A 20,086-nucleotide genomic window follows, 5' to 3' on the forward strand; every position below is an offset into this window, starting at 1 on the left:
CCGGGAACTGTGCCTCAATACACTCAGCTGCCACGGCTGTGCGTCATCGGAGGGGGCGGCATCGCCTGCCGCTGCTCCTGGGCTGCGGACGGGGACGGTGCCGCCGTGGCCGTCGGAGGGGACGTCTCCTGCGTGGTGTTCTTGCCACAGCCGCTGCCGCTGCTGCGCGTTACCGGAAAGGACGGTGTGGTCTGGCCCTGCGTCTGAGGTGGGGCGGGTGTCGCGGCGGTCGGCACGGAGGTCTCCCCCGCTCCGCCGGATGACGGGGACACCGACTGCGGCAGGGCATCGGACGCCGGCACGGACGACTCGGTGGACGACTCGGCACGAGCGGCCAGCGCCGCCGTGAGCACGATGGCGCCGACCAGGCTGGCGGCGGCCACCCCCACCCGCACCGCCGTACGGCGGTCCTGCTCATCGGCGGCATCCTGTCGGTCAGCCATCACTCATCCCCATGCCGTGCTCCATGTGGCGCCTGCCCATCTCCATCCCGTCGTCTCGGGCATTCCATCCTGGGCCGTTCCCCCCGCAGCAGCCGTCCGCGCCACGCCCCCACGCACCGTCGCCGGGCGTAGTGCCGGAGCCTTCCTTGCCCGGCGAAGACGACGCCGACGGAGAAGCCGAGGGGGCCGGTGTGCCCGATCCGCCTCCGGCCGCCGCCGCGGTGGCGATGGCCACCGTCGCCGCGACCACGGCGATCCCGCCCACAACTGCCAGGACGGTACGGCGCCCCAGCCTTGCGATGACCGAACTAGTTGTATCCATAAGCGAACTCAGCTTCCCCTTTTAGCTGACGGCCCGCCAGGCGGTCCCCCGGCGACGCTAGTTACTCACGATGAAGATCTAATGAAACAGCCATGTGCCCGCCCTGCCTTCCGGCCCGCAGCGGCAGTGCACCGCATCACCCGTGTCAGCGAGCACCGGCACCCCAGCCCACTGTGCGGCGGGCCCGCTCCCCGTCGGCGACGCCCACGAGCGGTCAGCTCCCACCCATGCCGGACATGCCGTTCATGCTGCCGCTGCCGTTCTGGTTCTGCCGCCCGGAGCCATCAGGGGTCTCCGAGGCGTTGGGAGAGGGTGTCGCAGAGGGAGAGGGCGTGGTGGAGGTTCCGCCCTGATCCTTGTTCATGCCCATGCCCATCTCCATGCCGGTCTTCATGCCCATACGCATGGCTTCCAGGTTCATCTGCATATTCATGTCCATGCCCATGCCCCCCTGGCCACCCATGCCCATGCCCATGCCACCCTGGCCACCCATGCCCATGCCCATGCCCCCCTGACCGCCCATGCCCATGCCGCCGTTCATGCCACCCATGCCGTTGTTCGGCATGCCGTTGCCGTTGCCGTTGTTGGGCGCCGGGCTGGTGTTGCCGTTGCCCTTGCCCTGTGCGGGGGCACTCGGGTCGGGGGAGGCCGAGGATGCCGACGGGGTCGGTGTAACCGGCGGGGTGTCCGGGCCGCCGCCGGCGACTGCCGCGGTGGCGGCAACTCCGGTGACCCCGACGGTCACGACCGCCGCGGCGATGGCGAGGGCAGTCCGATGCTTGATGCTGGCCATGGGTTTATCCGTTTCCGTGTGGGTGTGCGCGTTTGGCGTCTTACTGGACGAGGCCCGGGGAGCGTCACACATCTCCCAAGTACCTTAGTTCATTAGGTTTCTTCGTGTGGTGCGAATTGCCCCGAACGAGGGATCACCGGTGGCTACTGGCGGTTGGTTGGATGGAAGCGGCGCAGCCTCAGGCTGTTGGTGACGACGAACACCGAGGAGGTGGCCATCGCGGCGCCGGCGATGAGCGGGTTGAGGAGACCGAGGGCTGCCAGGGGCAGGGAGCCGACGTTGTAGAAGAAGGCCCAGAACAGGTTGCCCTTGATCGTGGACAGCGTCTTGCGGGCCAGGCGGATAGCGTCGGCAGCTCCGCGCAAATCCCCCTTGACCAGGGTGAGATCGGCTGCGGCGATGGCGGCGTCCGTGCCCGTCCCCATCGCCAGTCCCAGGTCCGCCTGAGCGAGCGCGGCGGCGTCGTTGACGCCGTCGCCGACCATCGCCACGATCTTGCCCTCGCCCTGCAGCCGCTTGACCTCGGCGACCTTGTCCTCGGGGTGGACCTCGGCGATGACCTTCTCGATGCCCACCTCGGCCGCGACGTGTTCGGCGGCCGCCTGGTTGTCCCCGGTCAGCAGCACTGGGGTCAGGCCGAGCTTCTTGAACTGGGCGACCGCCTCAGCGCTGGTCGGTTTGACCGTGTCGGCCACCACCAGCGCCGCACGCACCTCCTTGTCCCAGGCGGCGAAAACGACGGTGCGCCCCGCGCGCTCGGCCTGCTGCTGAGCACGGGTCAGTGCCGCGGGGACCTCCAAGTCCTGCCCGGCCAGCCAGCTGGCCCGTCCGGCAAGCACCAGGTGTCCGTCGACGGCGCCCGTGACGCCGCGCCCGGCGAGGTTGGCGAAATCGGTGACGGGTGCGAGGTCGCCGGTCTCGTCCTCGGCGGCATCGGCGATCGCCTTGGCGATGGGGTGCTCGCTGGCGTGCTCCAGCGCGCCGACCAGCCGCAGAATCTGGGTCCGGTCTTCGCCGTCGGCGGCGATCACGTCGGCCAGGCGCATTTTCCCCTCGGTGACGGTGCCGGTCTTGTCCAGCACAATGGTGTCAATGCGGCGGGTGGACTCCAGCACCTCGGGCCCGCGGATGAGCAGGCCAAGCTGGGCACCTCGGCCGGTGCCGACCATCAGCGCGGTCGGGGTGGCGAGACCCAGTGCGCAGGGGCAGGCGATGATGAGCACCGCGACGGCCGCCGTCATCGCCATGTTCGGCTCGTAACCTAGGACTAGCCAGGCGGCCAGCGTCTCCACCGCAAGCAGAATGACTACCGGCACGAATATCGCCGAGATCGAATCGGCCAGTCGCTGCACTTCCGCCTTGCCCGTCTGGGCCTCTTCCACCAGGCGGGCGATCTGGGCGAGCTTGGTGTCGGTGCCCACGCGGGTGGCGCGGACAACGAGGCGGCCTCCGGCGTTGACGGTCGCTCCGGTGACCGGGTCACCGGGCGCTACCTCCACCGGCAGTGACTCACCGGTCAGCAGCGACTCGTCCACCGCCGAGGTGCCCTCGACGACCACGCCGTCGCTGGCGATCTTCTCCCCTGGCCGCACCACGAACTCGTGCCCGACCTCCAACTGCTCAATAGGCACCCGTACCTCGCGCCCGTCGAGCAGGACGGTGACTTCCTTGGCGCCCAGCTCCATCAGCGCGCGGATCGCCTCACCGGCCCGTCTGCGGGCCCGTGCCTCGAAGTAGCGGCCGGCCAGGATGAACGCGGTCAGCGCCGCGGCCACCTCCAGATAGATCTCGGCGGACCCGTGCCCGCCCGAGCTCGGCAGCAGCGAGAAGCCCATCTGCATGCCCGGCTCGCCCGCGCCGCCAAGGAACAGCGCGTACACGCTCCACAGCCAGGCCGCCAGCACACCGACCGACACCAGCGTGTCCATCGTGACCGCCTTGTGCCGCAGGTTCACGACGGCAGCGCGATGGAACGGCCACGCCCCCCACAGCGCCACCGGCGAAGCCAGTGCGAAGGCCAGCCACTGCCAGAACCGGAACTGCGTGGCGGGCACCATCGACAGCAGCACCACCGGAACCGTCAGCACCGCCGAAGCGAGCAGCCGGTCCCGCAGCGCCCTGACGTGACGCTCCTCCTCCCCGCTGGGCCCGTCGCCGGAGCCGCCGCCCTCCGCCGGGGGCTCGGTGGAGCCGGCTGGGGCGGGGATGCTCGCTCCGTACCCGGTGGCCTTCACCGTGGCGATGAGATCCTGCGGCGTCAGGTCGTCAGGGTAGGCGACCCGCGCGCTGGCGGTGGCGAAGTTCACCGTCGCGCTGACCCCGGACAGCTTGTTCAGCTTCCGCTCGATCCGGTTCGCGCACGACGCACAGGTCATGCCGGTGATGGCCAGGTCGACGGTCTGCGCCGGATCAGTCTCACCGGGCGGCTCGACAGCCGGTAGCTGGATGGTCGTGGTCGTCATGCGGGACTCGTCTTTCTTTGCCTGGCCCAGTGGAGGTCGGAGGGAGTCGGGGCAGCGTCGGGCCGAAGCAGCAGCGCCGGTCCGTTGGAGCTCCCGCGATCGATGCGGTCCCGGCGAGCTCGCACGGGCTGCGGTCGGCCGACTGCGGGAACACGTGACCGCAGGTCAGCGGGTACGTCGGACCGTCCGCGTCACGAGTGGTCTTACCCCGGCGTCACGAGCGCGACCCTGCTACTTCCCGGCGTGTGTCAGGAGGCGACGAGCTCGTAGTCGCCGGCCTCGGTCAAGGCCGACCGCACGTCCTTCAGCGACAGCGGGCTGTCACTGAACACGGTGACCCGGCCCGCCTCGACTTCGACGTCGACCTTCTGCACACCAGAGATAGCGGTGATCTCCTGGGTGATGGCATCGGCGCAGTGGCCGCAGGTCATGCCGGTGACCATGTACGTGGACTCGCTCATCAAACGCTCCTCGCTATCGGGACGACCGCCGCAAAGGGCGGTCACGGGCCAGGACCCCTGGACGCGCCAAGCGTTACACTTCCAGTCCACTGGAAGTTCAAGAGGGGAACGGCATGAAGATCGGCGAAGTGGCCGAGCTCACAGGGACGAGCACCAAGACCATCCGCTTCTACGAGGACTCCGGCCTGGTGCCGCCGCCCGCGCGCACCCACGGCGGCCACCGCGACTACGGCCCGGAGACCGCTGACCGGCTGCGTTTCATTCGCCGCTGCCAGGCAGCCGGCATGTCCTTGCAGGAAGTACGACAGATCCTCGCCGTCCACGACCAGGGCGAGAGTCCGTGCGGCCACGTCAGCCGGGTCCTGAGCGACCGGCTGAACAACGTACGCGCCCAGATCGCCGAACTCGTCACCCTCGAAGCCCACCTGGAAACTCTGCTCGCCCACGCCGACCAGGGACAGCCGACGGACCACGACAGCGCCGGCGTCTGCTGGATCCTCGAAACCGACCCCGCCGAGACCGAGGCCACCGGCTGACGGCGGGCCCCGCCTGTCCCGCCCGGACTCGGCGACAATGGCGAAGCCCTGACCGGTGGCGGGCCACCGGCCGAACTCGCCCGCGCACAGGGGGCGCAGCACATCCGGCGGCCGGCGGTAGCAGAAGACGACGCCTCCGCGCCGACGATGGCCCGAGTGTCAAGAAACAACGGCAGCTCCGCCAGGAAGTAGCGCACCTGCTCCGCGCCCGGTCGCTGCCCGGCAGGCAGATACCCGGCCAGCACCCAGCCGGTGGCCTCCCGGCACGGGTCCCAGAAATCCGTGAACTCGGCGTACCGCCGCAGTCCGAGCTCCTGAAGGCGTACGAACGCCGGATTGCCCTCCAAGCCCAGCCCAGCACCCGCGTCGCCGCGTCGGTCACACCGAGTGAGCCGAGGGCCGTGACGATCTTGTTGTGGGCCTACTGGCCCTGCCGCCGCGCCTTCCACGCGGCCTTCTCCGGCGCGTACCCCAGCGCCTCCAAGATGAACGCGCTCGGCGCGTCCCGCACGAAAAAGTCCACCCCCTCGAACCGGGCCAGCCCCAATCCGCCAGCCTCCGAATCAGCTCCCTGGAGAAATGGCTGTTGAACGGGCTAACCCCGAAGCACACGTTCTCAGCCCGCTCGAACACGGCCGCGCATCGGCTGCTCAAAGGCGCCACCGCCATCACGCCCATAGCGTCATCGCTCGTGTCTGTGCTCATAACCGGACGCTAGAACCTTCCCGCCAAGGGCGAGTGCAATCGCGAACCGATCGTCTCATCCGAAGCACCCCATGCCCGCCACCCTGACGCACCATCGCCCCTTCACGGGCGCCTCCGACCGTTCCAGAAAGCGAACCGGTTCTGATGGCACGTGAGTGGGCTGAGGCGGCCGCGGCCTGTGCGGGCGCTCGCAACGTCGGCCACACGGTTTGATGGTCCGCCTCGGCGCCGGCCAGGTATGCGACGTAGGCCACAGTCGCCCTCCAGACACACGCCGGACAGCGGTTCGGTGGATCGTGTTCAGACGGGAAGAGGGGCAAGTGGAGTGTGGGCTTCGTCACGGCTCACGATGGAGATAGCGACACGATGCGCCGCTGCTATCCCACCGGCCACAGCGCCGGCCATTTCGTGAAGGGACACGACCTGCGGGGGACACAGTCTCTGTGGAAACAAACCTGTTCCAGTCCCTCGCGATGAGCGTGACCGCCTTCGGTGTCGTTCTGGGACTCGGAGCCCTGGGGGCGGCGGCCGGCGCGCTGGCCGCGCCGTCACTCGCGGCGCGGTTCGGGCCCGGGCCCATGATGCTTGCCGCGCTCACCATCACCCCACTCACTCAGATTCCTCTCCTGCTCGCCTCACCCGGCCTGGCTTGGCAGTTCGCCATCAGTGGTGCCCTGTTCCTTCGACTAGCCTGTGCTGCGGCCGTAGGGACGCATCGACTCGGCTGATGCCCCTGCGCTCGCCGTGCCGCCAGGGGGCCGCACCCTGGACGGCACGGCGGACCCCAGGGGTGAGCCGCGTTCCACGTTTCGTCGATCGTAGAGTGGGTCATTCGGGTGGGCGAGCTTGGAAGCGCCGAGATCAGCTTCAGCCGGAGCCTCGTCCTTGACGCGAGACCCCTCGTCGCGGCGCTGGCAGTCGGCCGACGTTTCCGGACTGTCTGAGTTCCTCACGCGCCTGGTCGAGTTCCAGGCTCAGTTCGGCGATGATCCGTCGTAGCGTGGCACCAGCGGCCCGCTCGTTCGCGAGTTCCTCGTTGATGGCCGCCAGTTTCTCCTTCACCTCAGCGTACTTGTCGGCCAGTTTCTGCATGGCGTCTGGTGTGGCGCTCTGCGCCTTGACGCGTGCCTGGAACTCCTCGACGAGGTCCTTATGGTCGCCGTAGGCGACATCGCGTCGGAGCCCGGACTCACGAAGCAGCTCGGAGGCGGTGAGTCTCCCAGAGGACGAGCGCAGGGGCGTGCCGGCCAGGAGGCGGTCGGCTGCGGCCCGCAGCGCGGCGCGTTCGGCTTCCCGGTTCCGCGGGCGTCGGCTAGTCATACGGTCCTTTCCTCAGCACCAAAGACGTTCTGGCCTTGGTGGCGGTCGATGATTGCCGATAGTTGAGCGGCCTGCGCCGCCGCGCGGTCGCGCCGGGGTTTGGGGGACAGCGGATCGGCGGCGTCGGCCCGGTGCCGCTCGCGCCGGCGCTGCACGTCTTCGATGTCGCGGTCGGTGTAGGCGAGGTTGGTGCACGAGGACCGGCACTCCGACTCGTCCGGTGCGTCATCGTCTGGCAGCCCGAGTGCGAGCTTGGCCTTGCGGCAGGCGGCCGTGGCCGCACGCCATACGCACGTCATGCCCTGACCGTGATAGATCGCGGGATCCACCTGTTTCAGAAGGCGTTCCGCGCTGCCGGCGCTTGTCACCACTCGGCCCTCGAACGACGCGGTGCGCTCTACGCGGGCCCGGTACTCGTCGGCAGAGGGACCGCTGACGTGCTCACCGGCCGCGAGGTGCTGGCCGTCCTGTTCGGCCTGGTCGATGATGAGCTCGAGTTTCTCCACGGCGATGTCGTGCAGCCAGGAGGGGTCGGCATACCCGGCATAGCTCAGGGTAACTTTTGTGTGAACATGCCCATATTGTAGTGCGGCTGCGATCAGTCCCCGCGGCTTGCGGACGATGAAGCGGGCCAGGGTGCGGCGGTAGCGGTTGGCGTTGATGTGGCCGGCAAGGTCGGCTGGGATGGGGGCGCCGCTGTCTGCCCGGCGGTAGGTGGAGTTGATCCAGGAGATCAGGTCCTGGATGTCGTCGTTCATGGCTCGTCCTGTGCGGGCGTTGACCGTGGCGGGGCGCTGGCCGTGGGCGCTGATCAGGCTTGAGGGAAAGAGCAGCGGGAGATCGTGCAGGTCTTCCAGGAGGCCGATGGCCGCGTGCACCACGTCCACGACGACCCACGGGCGCAGGGGCTCGGAAGCGTCCGGCTGGTCGGGGACGCGGTCGAAGCCCTTGCCACGGAAGCCATGGACCAGGAGCTCACCTGTCTCTTCGTCGGTATCACGGCAGCCCCGGCGCAGATTGAGAACCTCGCCGGGGCGCATTCCGGAGAGGTAGCAGACCGCCGTGAACAGTGCGGCAGACAGCAGCCGTACCAGGGTGGGAAGTTCCCCGATAGCGATGGGGTGCTCACGCCAGGGACGACCATGGATCTGTCCGGTGATGCGGCCGACACCGGAGAAGTGAGCGACTGGCAGACCGCTGTCGACAAGGAGATCCAGCATGGCCGCGGACACTCCTTGGCGGTGCGCCTTCGGGATGCCCATGAGCCGTTTGACGTGCCCATAGTTGATACCTCCCCCCTCGTGGCCGGGCAGGGCGATGCCCTGTTGACGGCAGTACGAGAGGTATGTGCGAAGCCGTTCCTCCCGCGTGCCGGTGTACCGGACCTGCGAGATGTGCCTCCCGGTCTCCAGTTGCTGGTATTCGTGCCAGGCGTCGCGGATGTCGGGGCCGACTTCCTCAATCATCACGAGGACCCAGGCCAAGAGGGCTTCCATGGTGTCGTCGGCGATGCGGGGGGTCTTGTTCTCGCGTCCCGTCCCTGCCGGTGCTCCGACGACCTCTTTGGCGGTCTGGCCTGCCCAGGGGAAGTCGCAGTCGAGGCGGCACTGGGCGGGCATATGCTCGCTGAAGAGCCACAGCAGGCGTACCGCGGTAATCAGGTCTGACTTTCGGCGGCCGTCGCGGTCCAGGCCCAGAACGTAGGTGCGGAAGCTCTCCAGGTCGGCGTCGCGTATCTCGGAAAGGTCGCGGCACCCCTGCTCGTCCAGCCAGAGCGCCAGGGCTCGCATGTCGATGACCCAGTAGGGGAAGCTGCCGACGCTGGCCTGCTCGGCGGGGCGCTGCCGCCCGCCCGGCTCGACCGGGACCGGGTGGTCCAGGGCGGCCAGGAAGAACGTACGGAAATGCTGACGCAGCGCGGCGGGGAAGGTGGACCAGGAGATGGCCGAGATCTGCAGGTGCGCGTCACGGTGGGCCGGCTGGACATGCCATTGCTCGTCTCCGAATCGCGACATGCGCGAGGGCGGAGTACCGATCCGTACTGGTCGGTTGCGGAGGATGAGGACGTCGTCGGCAGGCCAGAGCGCCTGCCCCGGCAGGTTGCCGCCTCCTGGCGCTGGAGCGGCCGAGGGCACGGTCATCGAAGATCCAGCCTTCCGGCGAGCAAATCGTCGATCAGTTCGCTCTGCCCGTCGCTCAGCTTGGCGCGGGCCTGCTCGCGCTCGGCAGGGGTGTAGTGACGCAGAATGTCCTCCAGCCGGTCGGCAGCCGCTTGATATTTCGCGTGCCAGGTCGCGGGGTCGGAGTTGGGGCGGGTGGCGAGAAGACGGTCGCGAACAACGATCTGGACCGGCAACTGGTGTGGGAGAGCGCGAGCGTTCCCACAGCCAAGGCATGCGAAGAACGACGCCGTGCACGGTATCCCCGGCGGCGTGTCAGGCCCGGCGAGGTGATCGACGCATCCGCTCAGCACCGTGTCCTGGTCCCCGGCCAGCAGCCGCTTCAGGACTTCCGGGTCGAGCCCGGCCTCCGCCGCTGCCGCCTCCGGGTCCCGAGCCGCGCGGTCGAGGAAGGCCGGGGTGAACACCGGGACTTCCATCGCTGTGCGTGCCTTCGCGACCTGTTCGCGCAGCGCCTTGCCGACCACGGAACGGCTATACTCCTGCACCGTGCGGCTGCGCTTGAGGTAGTGGTCCCGCAACGTTTCGCGGCTGTGGGCGACCGGGCGTCGCTTCAGCTCCAGCGCACTCTGGCGAATCCGCCGCACCTGCACGACAGGGGGCCCTCCGGCGACAGCTTCGTGCATCGAGGGGAATCCCCTCGTCTGGCTCCAGTGCTTCACGTGCACCTCCGTGTTCCACATGTCCCTGCCGAACGCGGAACGACGCTTCGGGCTGTAGCTGACGAACGCGCGGGTTGCTCCGCTGAGGCGGCGAGCGGTCTGTGTCAGCTCCAGCAGCAGCTGGTACACCCGCAGCGGCGAGTGGAAGAGCCGGGGCTCGGTGTCCTCGGATTCGGCCAACTCGCGCACGGACGCGGGGAGATCCTCAAGTGCGGCGACCATGTGCTCACGTTCGGGGCCGCGGCGCGGTTTGGTCTCCTCGACCAGGGCCACCGCTTGCGCCGCCACCCCGCCGTCGGGCCGAGTGTGCAGAGCCGGCCACATCTTGACAGTGCCGAAGTTCTCCGCGGTCAGCGCGCTCAGCAGCAGCGCGAAGGCCGTCGACTCGTCACGGGTGAGGCTCAGCATGCCGCTGATGGCCATCGCACCACCGAGCCGGGACACCTCGTCCCGCAGGACACCGGACTCGTCCCGGGGCAGATCCCCCGTCGAGGCGAACTCCTCCAGCATCCTTCCCAGAGCCTCCTCTCGGCTGCCCGGTATGAGTTCACCCTGCCGGAAGCGGGCCAGAAGCCGCACCCCCGCACGGATACGGTCCCGGCTGATACGAACATCACGACGCACAGCAGTCATGATCTGCTGCCACTCGTGGTCGCTGTACGCCATGACCTGCGTTGCCTCCGCGGCGACGGGAAGCCGTGTACGCAGGAGATCTTGAAGGGCTTCTTCCGTCAGGTCGTCGCGCTTGCGCATGAGCCGCCGCAGCGCTTGCAGGTACATCCGCAGGCTCGTCGGATGGTCCTCGTACCGGTCGCGAAGGATCTGGAAGTGTTCCGGCGCCAATTCTCCCGGCGTCGACGGCACCCGGCCGGCGTCCGACAGCACCACCGTGAAGCGGCGCAGTACCCAGTGGTACTTCTTCGCCGTGGCCAGGCGCTTACTGCCGCCACGCGCACCGCACCGAGCGGCCAGCAACTCGGCCATCCACCGCTGCATCGCGAGCGGCGCCGGGAAGGACGAAAAGTCGAGGGTGTGACTCTTCCCGCTCTGTTCCTCGTAGAAGACCACCCTGGTGTGATCCCCGTCGGCAGGCAGCCGGGCAGGAGGCTGCCAGTCCGAGGGCGGCTGAGACGCTCGTTGGCCACCTCGCCTACTCACCGGGCGCCTCCTGGAGTGCCTGCCACGGCAACGGGCACGATCGTGGAACCGCCGTGCCGGGCGAAGATGCGCACCAGTGAGTCCACGCCAGCTTGCTCGTCATCATCGAGCAACGACATCAAGTAGGACAACTGCAGCCCCGTGAAGGGCTCCAGGTAGTGGCCCCGAGTGGTGTCCGGGTGCTTGTGGCCGAGCAAGATCGCCAGCTGTAGCCAGATATCCCCGAGTTGATCGCGGAAGTCTTCAACCTCCTCTGGGGTGAATCCCTCCAGCCGCCGCTCCTCCAGCAGGGAAAGGATTGAGAACCACTTCAGGGCGAAGGAATGCCGACACATATGGGCGGTCGCCCACAGTGAGCATTCACGACGGATCCGCTCGCGTTCCTCCTCGGTCAGGCGCCCGTCCGGGTCGGCTCTGCGCACCCACGCCTCCGCGACGCGTTTGTTCGCGTCGTCGAAGGTGTCCTCCCAGCTGTGGACCTTCTTCGGGAGTCCGTTCACCGACAGCCACAGGCAGAGGGGCTCCAGCCCGGCGGGGGTCCGGCGGAAGAGCATGCGGCGCTCGTCCGGCGAGAGCACGTCCAAGGCCAGCGCCGCCGGCCCGTTGCTGCCCTCGATATAGAGTTCGCCGGTCCTGGGGTTGTGGCCGGTGACGATGCGCACGCCGCGCAGCCGGTCGTAGCGGCCCCGCCGCTGAGCTCGGCGGATCACCTCCGCCCGCGACCCCTCCAGGGGATCCGCGTATCCTTCCACTGACTGCAGCACGCGTCGCGGGATCCAGTACTTTCGGCCTTCTTCGCCGCCCTTGATGCACTTCGCCGCCAGCCACGCCTCCGCCATCCGCTCGCCGCCCGAAGCGGGGAGTTCGACATCCAGGACACTGGCCCACTCCCGGACCCGCAGGCCGGTGCCGTAGAGCCCGTCGACGAAGGCGCAGTCACGGTCCTCGTTGAACCCCCGCCATCCGTCCCGGCGCAGACCATCGAAGTCGAAGCCGCGCAGACCGATATTCCGCCACTGCTCCAGCGCAGCCCGCAGCAACCACTTCACCTGGCGACGTCTCGAACCCGCTGGCCGCAACGGATCCCGGCGCTGCTGCATGTAACCCGGCCCCGGCGTCCAGGCGGCCTCGTCCGAGTCGTCCGCCTGGACGGTCGGCACCGGATTGAACACGCCGTAGCGCGAACTCGCCCAGGAATAGAAGGACTTCAATGCTGCACGGTCCGTATCGAAAGAGGTCGGCCGGATCCGTTCATCATTACGCAGATCCGTGATTCGCCAGTCCTTGAACGCTTCGACATCGCGTACGCTCGCGCAGTCCCACGACGTGCCGATGACATCCAAGAAGTCCAGCCACACGATCAGCGCATACGCGTACCGCCGCCAAGTGCTTGCTTCGTGTGCCGCCATGCGCCCCGTACGGAAGAACAGGTTGATGCGAGGGTCCGGCCGACCCGACGGAGCGGTGAGCACGGGGGTTCCGTGACGTGCGCCGTTGCGGGCCGCTCTGTCGAGCAGATCGCCGAACCTCAGAATGTCCGGATCAACAGTGAGTGGGGGCGGGACGGTGAAGTCATAGAAGTCCACACTCCAGTGCTCCAGTACGTTCACGAGCCCCTCCCGACACATCCTGAACCGACAACTCAGAGGAGCCTAGAGAATGGCCGGCCACTGCGAGCGGGAAGCCGCGATCGACTGCCTGGTCCGGGAAGCGAAGGAGGAAGCAGGCCTCACCATCGCGCCTGAGGACGTCGACCTTGTGCACACGGTGCACCACGTCGACTCGCCCAACGTGCGGCCCAGGATTGCGCTCGTCTTCCAGGCCCGGTCCTGGACCGGCGACCCGGAGGTCCTGGAGCCCGACCGGTGCGTGGAGTGGCACCTGCGCGAGCACGACGAGGCCCGCGTCTTGCCCCTGGCCGAGTGGGAGGCCTTGATGCCAGCCCGCGATTTCGCGCGGCTGCGCGCCGTGGAAGAGGCCCGCCGCACCGGCGTGGCCGCATACGTCGACACCTGGGGGAACGCATGACCACCAGCAGCATCGTCTTGATGTCCGACCGGAGAGTCGCCGCGATCCCTGTCCAGGAGCGCGGCGAGGTCCTCCTCGACGCCCGCGTGCACGGCCTGAGGGTCGACGACCGTAAACAGGACGCTGCGGGCGCATGGGCCCACGTCCGCGAGGGCGTGCTCACGCGGCTCCAGCAGGCGCAGGCGCTGCTCCCCGTCGGCGTGCAGTTGCTGTTCATCGAGGGCTACCGGCCCCCGTCCCTACAGCGCCGGTACTTCGAGGAGTACTCCGACGAGCTCGCCCGCGCCCACCCGGACTGGCAGGCCGCCGAGCTCCGGGAGGCCGCCAGCCGCTTCGTGTCACCGCCGGAGATCGCGCCGCACTCCGCCGGCGCGGCCGTCGACGTGACGCTGATCGACCACCAGGGCCGCGAGCTGGACATGGGCACGCGCGTCAACGCCTCCCCCGAGGAGTCCGAAGGCGCCTGCTACACCGACGCCCCCAACCTGAGCGCCCGGGCCCGCACGAACCGGGCCACACTGGGCGGCGCGCTGTCCACCGCAGGCTTGATCAACTACGGGACCGAGTGGTGGCACTGGTCGTTCGGCGACCGGTACTGGGCGCTGCAGACCCAGCAGCCAGCCGCCCTCTACGGCCCCATCGAACTGCCCTGACACCGCACCACCACCCCCGCCTTTCACGAAAACGAGGAGCGACCTGTGGGATACACCCGGACTGACTGGTCCGAGCACTACAACGGCGGGCGAGGCTTCCGGCGGCTCGGGGACGAGGAGAAGAGCCTGCTCGTAGAGCATACCCCGGCACTCGAGGGGGGTCGCGCGCTCGACATCGGCTGTGGGACCGGCGAGACGTCCGTCTACCTCGCCTCGCTCGGTTACACCGTCGACGGCGCGGACTTCGCCGAAGGCGCGCTCGAGCGGGCTCGCGCAGAGCACGCCGGGGTGGAGGGGGTGCGCTGGCTGAGCCTGGATGTCGAGCGCGACGACCTGGCCGCTCTCGCCGAGGACGGCTACGACCTGATCGTGCTGCGGCTGTGCATCGCGTTCATCCGCGATCGCGCCCGTGTCCTTCGCCGTCTGGCCGCCCGGCTGCACGAGGGTGGGGTGTTGGTCATCATCACGCCGATCGTGGAGAACACGCCGGAGGAGCGGCGCCACATCGCGCTGGACGAGAACGAACTCGCCGCGCTCACCGACGGGTTCGAGGACGTTGAGCAGTTTGACGCGGAGGGCCTGGCGGTGCTGGTCCTGCGCGGACCTGCTGGATCGTTCAGCGCGGAGGAGAAGCTGCGGCCCGAGCCGCAGGCCGTCTTCGGTGCCGCAGTGGTGGTCACCGACACGTTCGGCCGGGTCCTGCTGGGGCGCTCAACCCGGGGCATGTGGGAGCTACCGGGCGGCCGCATCGAGACATACGAGGCCGCACCAGCGGCCGCCGTGCGGGAGCTGAACGAGGAGACCGGGCTGACGGCGCGCGTGGAGGACGCTCACGTCATCACCGTGCTGCACGACGACCGCCTGGACGTGCGCCGCGTCACCGCCGTGGTCCGCATCTCCCGCTGGGACGGTGAACTCGCTCTGCCCGAGCCACACCGCTTCGTACGCTGGGAGTTCCACGACCTGAACACCTTGGTGACCCTCGGAAAGATCTTCGCGCCCAGTACCCTGGCTCTGACCGCGGTGTGGCCCGGGGTGCTGCCGGGGCTCCCGCCGGTCCATTCCTACGCGTGCTCCGCCGCCGTCCCTCCGGTGCCCGGGGAGCCAGCCGAGGCGGTCCGGCTGCGCGAGCGGATGGCGGACATCGTGATCAGCAAGGGCTGGGCGCCCTCGCCGCGGGTCCAGGCCGCGTTGCGTGAGGTGCCCCGGCACCGGTTCGTCCCGGAGACCCGGCTGGAGACGGCCTACCACGACGACCTCGCCGTGGTGACGGTCCGGGAGTCGCCCCAGACTGCGCTCAGCTCCGTCTCCGCGGCCTGGCTGCAGGCTGACATGATCGAGCAACTCCGGCTGGAGCCTGGGATGACCGTGCTGGAGGTCGGCTCTGGCGGATACAACGCGGAACTCCTGGCCCACGTCCTCGGGGAACGCGGGCGCGTGGTGACCGTGGAGGTCGACCCGTACGTGGTGCACCGGACGCAGCGGCTGTGCGCGGAGGCGGGCAGCGGTCGGGTCACCGCCGTCCTCGGCGACGGCCGGCTTGGCGCGCCGAGCCACGTCCCGGCCAACGGGTTCGACGGGATCGTGATCACGCACAACGCGTCCGACATCGCACCAGCATGGCGAGAGCAGCTTGCCGAGGGGGCCCGGTTGGTCGTGCCGCTGGAGATGGGCGGCTACACCCGCTCCCTCACCCTGGTCCGGCGCGGCGACGTGCTGCACTGTGAGCACTGGACGTACTGCGGTTTCGTGCGGGACCGCGGTGCCGCCGCTCGTACCGCCCCCGCCGTCCCTCTGGCCGACGGCAAGGTCACGGTGCGGTGGGAGGACGGGACGCCCGCCGACACCGCCGGTCTCGAGGAGGCTCTGCGCGGGCCCCGGGACGAGCGCTCCACGGGCCTGGTCGTCCGGGGGATCTTCAACTTCGAGACGTTGCAGGTCTATGCCGCGACGACCCTGCCGGGGTTCTGCCGTCTGTCCGCGCCGAAGGGGTCCACGTTCGTGGAGCAGCAGGACGCGGCCGCGATCCTGGCGGACGGCTCGCTCGCCTACTTGACCTACCGGAAGGTCAGGGATGCCCCGGAGCCGGCCGACCGCATGACGGAGTTCTTCATCCACGCCTACGGCCCAGCAGCGGAAGAGGTGGCAGAACGGCTTCGCCGAGTGCGTGCGCGTCTGGGACCGCCAGGTGCGCGAGAGCGGCTATCCGCCGATGACCGTCCACCCGGCCGCAACGCCCGACGACCAGCTGCCGCCCGGCGACGTGCTCGACAAGCCCAGCGCACGGCTTGTCCTCCAGTGGCCGGGCCGGACCCCCGCCGGCGCACTGAGCCTCTCGACCGCAGGGGGACAGCGTGCCTGACTACGACGAGTTGATCCCCGAGAAGGCGGCGTCCTCCACGATGCCGTCCCTGCTCGGCGTGTTCGCCCATCCCGACGACGAGAGCCTCCTCGCCGGCGGTGTCCTCGCCCAGCACGCCGCCGCGCACGCGCGCACCGCCGTCGTCACCATGACGTGGGCGCCCGACAGTCCGCGGGCTTCCGAACTCGCCGACGCCTTGCGGGCGCTCGGCGCGGGCGCCCCTCGCATGCTCGGATACGGCGATGCCCGCAACCCGCAGGCGGCTCCCGGCCGTCCCCGGCTCGTCGACGCGCCACTCGACGAGGTGGTCGCCGCCCTGGTCCAGCAGATCCGCTCGTTCCGCCCCGACATCGTGGTCACGCACGACGCCCTGGGCCAGCTGACCGGTCATCCGGACCACCGCCGCACCCACCAGGCCGCTCTCCTCGCCGCTCAGGAGGCGGGGCTCCCGCACCTTCACCCCGAGGCCGGCAAGCCCTGGCAACCGCGCGCCGTGTACTGCGCCACGCACCCCGAGTCCGGTGTCGGCGAACTCGGGCCGCTGCTGGAGTCCGTCGGCAAAGCCGCGCTCGCGGTGCCGGACGCGTACGCCACCACCACCGTCGACGTCTCCCCCTGGCTGGAGCAGAAGTGGCGCGCGATCCTCGCGCACCGCGGTGAGGTCGCACGCGAGCGGCCACTGCCCGGCATCCTCGCCCGCCTTCCCGAAGCCGACCGCACCCAGATCATCCAAACCGAGTACTTCACTCGCCTCACCCCCGGCCCCACAAAGGGCGACTCCGCCGCGCTATCCATCTGACACCGCAGCCCCGTGCCGACCACCCTTCACCGCCCACGAGCAAGCACTCACCGATCGGAGAGAGATGACGACGACTTCTGCACCCGACGAACGCCCCAGTGTGGCCAGGACATTGCGGCTGGCAGTCGCACAGAGCACGGTGCCGGAAGACCCCACTGATCGAGGAGCACTGCGGGCGGCCGGGCAGGAGATCCGGGCCCTGATGGTTGAGGCCGCCGAGGCTGGTGCGCGGTTGGTGCAGTTCCCCGAGGGGGCAGTCACCTATCCGAGCAAGCACGTGATGGCGGCGGGCCCGGCGGGCGAGCTGGTGCCGGCTGATTGGAGCCGTGCCGCGTGGGATGTCCTGCGCGAGGAAGCGGAGTCGATCACCGTCCTGGCGGGAAGGCTTGGCCTGTGGACGGTGTTCGGATCGATCCACCCGCTCACACCGCCGAACCGACCGCACAACAGCCTCTACATCGTCTCCGACCGCGGCCAGCTGGTCGCACGGTACGACAAGCGGTTCCTGTCGCACACCGAGGTGTCCTACTTGTACTCCCCTGGACATCAGCCGCTCGTCGTCGAGGTGGACGGGATTCGGTTCGGCTTCGCGCTGTGCATCGAGGCCAACTTCCCGGAGGTGTTTGCCGAGTACGAGCGCTTGGACGTCAACTGCGTCCTGCTGTCGGTGATGGTCGACGACGCGCCCCGTGCCCGTGTCGCCCAGGCGTACGGAACGCTCTACAACTACTGGGTCGGCTACTCCATCCCGTCCCAGTTCAGCGCCACGGTGCCGTCCGGGATCGTGGCGCCCGGCGGTCGGTGGCTGGCGCAGTGCCCCGCCGATGGGCAGCCTGCTCTGGCGGTCGCGGACATCGACCTCGACTCGGCCGACCCGGACATCGACGTGGCTCTTCGGTACGCCCGGCCCTGGCGCCGCCGGGCGCAGGAAGGGCTGTACGAGGACCGGCTGGTAGACGGGGACCCGCGCAGCGACATCCGCACGGCCTTCTGAGAACGCCCGCGCGCCTGACCCGCCAGAGCTTCTTGGTCGCGAGTATGTCGCGCCCGCCCACGGTCGGCCCCGCCTCCTTCTACTCGTACGACCAGGGTCGGCCAGTGGCCTCGGCCGTCCTGCGGTACTCCTCGACGGGGACCGGTCTCACGCCGGGCCGCATCCGGTCCATCAGCAGAAGTCCGTCGAGGTGATCAATTTCGTGCGCGATGAGCCGCGCGTCGCCCCGCTCGTAGACGGCCTTCTCGGTACTGCCCGCTGCTGCCATCGTTTCCACCGTGATCCGCAGGGGTCGGGGAACCTGTGCCCGTACGTCGAAGAACGACAGGCACCCTTCGAACCTCTCGTCCACGTCCTCGGAGGCGTCGGTGACACGGGGGTTGAGCAGAACGATTGGGTCGGATCCAGGAGGCTGGACGACGGCTGCGGACCGGCCGATGCCGATCTGCGGGGCAGCCAGGCCCAGGCCCTTGCCAGAGAAGTCGTGCGCGCGGCGGATGCGCTCCATGACCTCAAGGAGCTGACCGACGACTGTGTCGAGGGTTTCCCGCTCGTCGGGGAGTGCGAAGGGGAGGGCAGGGTCACGCAGGACAGGCGCGCCATACTGAACTATGCCGAGGTCGCGCATCTGCTGACTGGCTCGCATCGGACCATCTCCCCCTTCGCGAACGGTCATGGAGAGTCTGCCCCACGGCTTGTCACGGGGCGGCACGTTTCGCCCTCAATAGGGGCAGGGTGGTGGGTGACTGTCAGGTCAGCTCCGGGCTGTTCCCGCTCAGGAACTCGCGGGCGCCGCGGAGCCGGGTGCGCAGTTTCTGCTGGGTGGTGCGGCTGTCGAGTCGTACGTCGAGCCCGCCGGGCAGCCCCGTATCGGAGCGGCGTGCGGAGGGCAGCCGGGCGGGGTCGAGCCCGTCGCGGCGGGCGATGAGCTCGCCCAGCTCGTAGCGGCTGAGCGCGTCCGGCCCAGCGAGGTGGAACACGCCGGCGGCGTCGGACCGGGTGATCTCCCACAGAGCGACAGCCAGGTCTGTCACGTGGACGGGGCAACGGATGTCGTCGGTGAACAAGGCGCCCTGCCGGGTGCCGTCCGCCAGCGCATGCACCAGCCGCTCGTGCTCGGACCGGCCGTTGCCGATGATCAGGGAAGTACGGGCGACGGCCGCGGTGTTGGGGCATAGGAGGCGTACGGCGGTCTCGGCGGCTGCCTTCGCGGCCCCGTAGGGGGTGAGTGGGTCCGGAAGGCAGGACTCGTCGTAGCGGTCACGGCCCGTGCCGGAGAAGACGGCGTCGCTGGAGACGTGCACCAGGCGGATGCCGCGGCCGGCCGCAGCTTGGGCGAGGCGGATCCCGCCTTCGGCGGTGACTGCCCAGTCCGCTCCGCCGCTCGTCGCATTGATCACCACGGCCGGAGCCACCGTGTCGAGGACCTCCTCCAGGCGGAGGGGGTCGCGAAGGTCGAGGTGATGCCAGGTTGCCCCGTCGCCGCTGCCGGGTCGGGAGTGGAAGGTGGCGGCCGGGTGCAGGCCCGCGGACACCGCCTGGCGTACCAGCTCGGCGCCCAGGAAGCCGTTGCCGCCGATGATCAGCACAGTCATGCCGCCTCACGCTACGGGCGAGCGCCACCGCCCTGAGCTACTTCGGCAGAAATCACCGATCAGCCAGCCACGGAGGCATGAGCGCCGGCCCGAACCACGAATACCGCTCCGGCCGTCGGCCGACCTGGCCAGCCGGTCAGTGCTCTCTCCTCAGGCAAGAACGCCGCTGCGTTCGGCGAGGCCGCGGAGTTCCGTTGACGTGGGGCCAGAAACCAGCAGGCTGGAGATCAAGGCCTTCGTCGCAGGTCGGGCGTGGGTCTCCTGTGGAGCGCATCGCTCGGCGGCCAGCAGCGTGCGGACGCAGTCGCTGCGGCGGCCGAGGCGGTCGTAGGTGACGGCGATGTCCCCGAGGGCGCGGGAGCGGCGTTCGACGCTGGGCAGCGCCTTCAGCGAAATCGCGCGAGCGGCATCGAGCGCGGCCCGGGGATCGCCGGCGTGGTTCTCGGCGCTGATCCTGTGAAGTTGCACGGTGAGGGGGCTGAAGCCGCCGCCGTGGTCGCGCAGCAGGGTGACGCCGCCGAGTTCCTTGGCGATGGCGGCAGCTTCGTCGGTCAGGTCCCGCATTCCGTCCCGGTCGCCTCGGCGCGCGAGGGTGTACGACGCACAAGTCGCT

Annotated in this window: 19 protein-coding genes and 1 pseudogene; 7 read left to right on the forward strand and 13 right to left on the reverse strand. The window is 69.3% G+C overall.

What is annotated here, in order from left to right; all coding sequences use genetic code 11:
• Positions 1 to 23 precede the first annotated feature (23 nt).
• The 4 genes from ABZ078_RS33025 to ABZ078_RS33040 form a co-directional block, all read right to left on the reverse strand.
• Positions 24 to 443: a hypothetical protein gene (locus tag ABZ078_RS33025; protein ID WP_356581440.1), complete on the reverse strand. Its 420-nt coding sequence runs from the start codon at positions 441 to 443 to the stop codon at positions 24 to 26.
• Between the two features lie 536 nt (positions 444 to 979).
• On the reverse strand, positions 980 to 1,558 hold the full coding sequence (locus ABZ078_RS33030) for a hypothetical protein (RefSeq protein ID WP_356581442.1): 579 nt from the start codon (positions 1,556 to 1,558) through the stop codon (positions 980 to 982).
• 143 nt (positions 1,559 to 1,701) lie between these two features.
• A complete protein-coding gene (locus ABZ078_RS33035; protein WP_356581444.1) occupies positions 1,702 to 4,020 on the reverse strand; it encodes a heavy metal translocating P-type ATPase in 2,319 nt (772 codons plus the stop codon).
• 248 nt (positions 4,021 to 4,268) lie between these two features.
• The gene (locus tag ABZ078_RS33040) at positions 4,269 to 4,481 is read right to left on the reverse strand and encodes a heavy-metal-associated domain-containing protein (RefSeq protein WP_356581446.1); all 213 of its coding nucleotides are present in this window, start codon (positions 4,479 to 4,481) and stop codon (positions 4,269 to 4,271) included.
• Positions 4,482 to 4,594: 113 nt separating this feature from the next.
• Here ABZ078_RS33040 and ABZ078_RS33045 point away from each other — a divergent pair, with 113 nt between their 5' ends.
• Positions 4,595 to 5,017, forward strand: coding sequence for a heavy metal-responsive transcriptional regulator (locus ABZ078_RS33045; protein ID WP_356581448.1), 423 nt, complete (start codon positions 4,595 to 4,597; stop codon positions 5,015 to 5,017).
• Positions 5,018 to 5,157: 140 nt separating this feature from the next.
• Here the strand turns inward: ABZ078_RS33045 and ABZ078_RS33050 are convergent.
• Positions 5,158 to 5,466, reverse strand: a pseudogene (locus tag ABZ078_RS33050) (tRNA-dependent cyclodipeptide synthase); the annotation flags it as partial.
• Entirely contained in the window at positions 5,396 to 5,722 is a 327-nt protein-coding gene (locus ABZ078_RS33055; protein WP_356581450.1) for a tRNA-dependent cyclodipeptide synthase, read from the reverse strand. The gene ABZ078_RS33055 and the pseudogene ABZ078_RS33050, both read right to left, overlap by 71 nt.
• Positions 5,723 to 6,165: 443 nt before the next feature.
• On the opposite strand from ABZ078_RS33055, the gene ABZ078_RS33060 reads away from it, so the two are divergent.
• Positions 6,166 to 6,450: a hypothetical protein gene (locus ABZ078_RS33060; protein WP_356581452.1), complete on the forward strand. Its 285-nt coding sequence runs from the start codon at positions 6,166 to 6,168 to the stop codon at positions 6,448 to 6,450.
• A gap of 139 nt (positions 6,451 to 6,589) precedes the next feature.
• On the opposite strand, the gene ABZ078_RS33065 is transcribed toward ABZ078_RS33060, so the two are convergent.
• The 4 genes from ABZ078_RS33065 to ABZ078_RS33080 form a co-directional block, all read right to left on the reverse strand.
• On the reverse strand, positions 6,590 to 7,042 hold the full coding sequence (locus tag ABZ078_RS33065) for a hypothetical protein (RefSeq protein ID WP_356581454.1): 453 nt from the start codon (positions 7,040 to 7,042) through the stop codon (positions 6,590 to 6,592).
• Positions 7,039 to 9,183 (reverse strand): integrase, encoded by a 2,145-nt coding sequence (locus ABZ078_RS33070; protein ID WP_356581456.1) that lies wholly within the window; start codon positions 9,181 to 9,183, stop codon positions 7,039 to 7,041. Before ABZ078_RS33070 ends, ABZ078_RS33065 begins: the two co-directional genes overlap by 4 nt.
• Positions 9,180 to 10,952, reverse strand: a complete 1,773-nt coding sequence (locus tag ABZ078_RS33075) for a hypothetical protein (protein WP_356581458.1) — start codon at positions 10,950 to 10,952, stop codon at positions 9,180 to 9,182. Before ABZ078_RS33075 ends, ABZ078_RS33070 begins: the two co-directional genes overlap by 4 nt.
• Before the next feature lie 86 nt (positions 10,953 to 11,038).
• Entirely contained in the window at positions 11,039 to 12,652 is a 1,614-nt protein-coding gene (locus ABZ078_RS33080) for a site-specific integrase (RefSeq protein ID WP_356581460.1), read from the reverse strand.
• A 49-nt stretch (positions 12,653 to 12,701) separates the two neighbouring features.
• Between ABZ078_RS33080 and ABZ078_RS33085 the strand changes: the two genes are divergently transcribed.
• From ABZ078_RS33085 to ABZ078_RS33105, 5 genes are all read left to right on the forward strand, one after another.
• On the forward strand, positions 12,702 to 13,070 hold the full coding sequence (locus tag ABZ078_RS33085) for an NUDIX domain-containing protein (RefSeq protein WP_356581462.1): 369 nt from the start codon (positions 12,702 to 12,704) through the stop codon (positions 13,068 to 13,070).
• A complete protein-coding gene (locus ABZ078_RS33090; RefSeq protein ID WP_356581464.1) occupies positions 13,067 to 13,723 on the forward strand; it encodes a M15 family metallopeptidase in 657 nt (218 codons plus the stop codon). Before ABZ078_RS33085 ends, ABZ078_RS33090 begins: the two co-directional genes overlap by 4 nt.
• A gap of 45 nt (positions 13,724 to 13,768) precedes the next feature.
• Positions 13,769 to 16,099, forward strand: coding sequence for a methyltransferase, FxLD system (fxlM, locus tag ABZ078_RS33095; protein WP_356581466.1), 2,331 nt, complete (start codon positions 13,769 to 13,771; stop codon positions 16,097 to 16,099).
• Positions 16,100 to 16,125: 26 nt separating this feature from the next.
• Positions 16,126 to 16,884, forward strand: a complete 759-nt coding sequence (locus ABZ078_RS33100) for a PIG-L deacetylase family protein (RefSeq protein ID WP_199810563.1) — start codon at positions 16,126 to 16,128, stop codon at positions 16,882 to 16,884.
• A 64-nt stretch (positions 16,885 to 16,948) separates the two neighbouring features.
• Positions 16,949 to 17,878 carry a carbon-nitrogen hydrolase family protein gene (locus ABZ078_RS33105; RefSeq protein WP_356581468.1) on the forward strand — a complete coding sequence of 310 codons (930 nt, stop codon included), beginning with the start codon at positions 16,949 to 16,951 and terminating at the stop codon, positions 17,876 to 17,878.
• Between the two features lie 79 nt (positions 17,879 to 17,957).
• Here ABZ078_RS33105 and ABZ078_RS33110 read toward each other — a convergent pair whose 3' ends face one another.
• From ABZ078_RS33110 to ABZ078_RS33120, 3 genes are all read right to left on the reverse strand, one after another.
• Positions 17,958 to 18,524, reverse strand: a complete 567-nt coding sequence (locus ABZ078_RS33110; protein WP_356581470.1) for a peptide deformylase — start codon at positions 18,522 to 18,524, stop codon at positions 17,958 to 17,960.
• 103 nt (positions 18,525 to 18,627) lie between these two features.
• Positions 18,628 to 19,473 (reverse strand): sugar nucleotide-binding protein, encoded by an 846-nt coding sequence (locus tag ABZ078_RS33115; protein WP_356581472.1) that lies wholly within the window; start codon positions 19,471 to 19,473, stop codon positions 18,628 to 18,630.
• A gap of 150 nt (positions 19,474 to 19,623) precedes the next feature.
• Positions 19,624 to 20,037: a hypothetical protein gene (locus tag ABZ078_RS33120; protein WP_356581474.1), complete on the reverse strand. Its 414-nt coding sequence runs from the start codon at positions 20,035 to 20,037 to the stop codon at positions 19,624 to 19,626.
• Positions 20,038 to 20,086 lie beyond the last annotated feature (49 nt).

The sequence above is a fragment of the Streptomyces sp. NPDC006385 genome (genome assembly GCF_040612485.1).
In the GTDB taxonomy this organism is placed as follows: domain Bacteria; phylum Actinomycetota; class Actinomycetes; order Streptomycetales; family Streptomycetaceae; genus Streptomyces.

Excerpts from the sequence above, each read along its gene's own strand:
- ABZ078_RS33025 (WP_356581440.1), bottom strand. The coding sequence starts at position 443 with ATGGCTGACCGACAGGATGCCGCCGATGAGCAGGACCGCCGTACGGCG.
- ABZ078_RS33030 (WP_356581442.1), bottom strand. The coding sequence starts at position 1,558 with ATGGCCAGCATCAAGCATCGGACTGCCCTCGCCATCGCCGCGGCGGTC.
- ABZ078_RS33035 (WP_356581444.1), bottom strand. The coding sequence starts at position 4,020 with ATGACGACCACGACCATCCAGCTACCGGCTGTCGAGCCGCCCGGTGAG.
- ABZ078_RS33040 (WP_356581446.1), bottom strand. The coding sequence starts at position 4,481 with ATGAGCGAGTCCACGTACATGGTCACCGGCATGACCTGCGGCCACTGC.
- ABZ078_RS33045 (WP_356581448.1), top strand. The coding sequence starts at position 4,595 with ATGAAGATCGGCGAAGTGGCCGAGCTCACAGGGACGAGCACCAAGACC.
- ABZ078_RS33055 (WP_356581450.1), bottom strand. The coding sequence starts at position 5,722 with ATGAGCACAGACACGAGCGATGACGCTATGGGCGTGATGGCGGTGGCG.
- ABZ078_RS33065 (WP_356581454.1), bottom strand. The coding sequence starts at position 7,042 with ATGACTAGCCGACGCCCGCGGAACCGGGAAGCCGAACGCGCCGCGCTG.
- ABZ078_RS33070 (WP_356581456.1), bottom strand. The coding sequence starts at position 9,183 with ATGACCGTGCCCTCGGCCGCTCCAGCGCCAGGAGGCGGCAACCTGCCG.
- ABZ078_RS33085 (WP_356581462.1), top strand. The coding sequence starts at position 12,702 with ATGGCCGGCCACTGCGAGCGGGAAGCCGCGATCGACTGCCTGGTCCGG.
- ABZ078_RS33090 (WP_356581464.1), top strand. The coding sequence starts at position 13,067 with ATGACCACCAGCAGCATCGTCTTGATGTCCGACCGGAGAGTCGCCGCG.
- ABZ078_RS33100 (WP_199810563.1), top strand. The coding sequence starts at position 16,126 with ATGCCGTCCCTGCTCGGCGTGTTCGCCCATCCCGACGACGAGAGCCTC.
- ABZ078_RS33105 (WP_356581468.1), top strand. The coding sequence starts at position 16,949 with ATGACGACGACTTCTGCACCCGACGAACGCCCCAGTGTGGCCAGGACA.
- ABZ078_RS33110 (WP_356581470.1), bottom strand. The coding sequence starts at position 18,524 with ATGCGAGCCAGTCAGCAGATGCGCGACCTCGGCATAGTTCAGTATGGC.
- ABZ078_RS33115 (WP_356581472.1), bottom strand. The coding sequence starts at position 19,473 with ATGACTGTGCTGATCATCGGCGGCAACGGCTTCCTGGGCGCCGAGCTG.
- ABZ078_RS33120 (WP_356581474.1), bottom strand. The coding sequence starts at position 20,037 with ATGCGGGACCTGACCGACGAAGCTGCCGCCATCGCCAAGGAACTCGGC.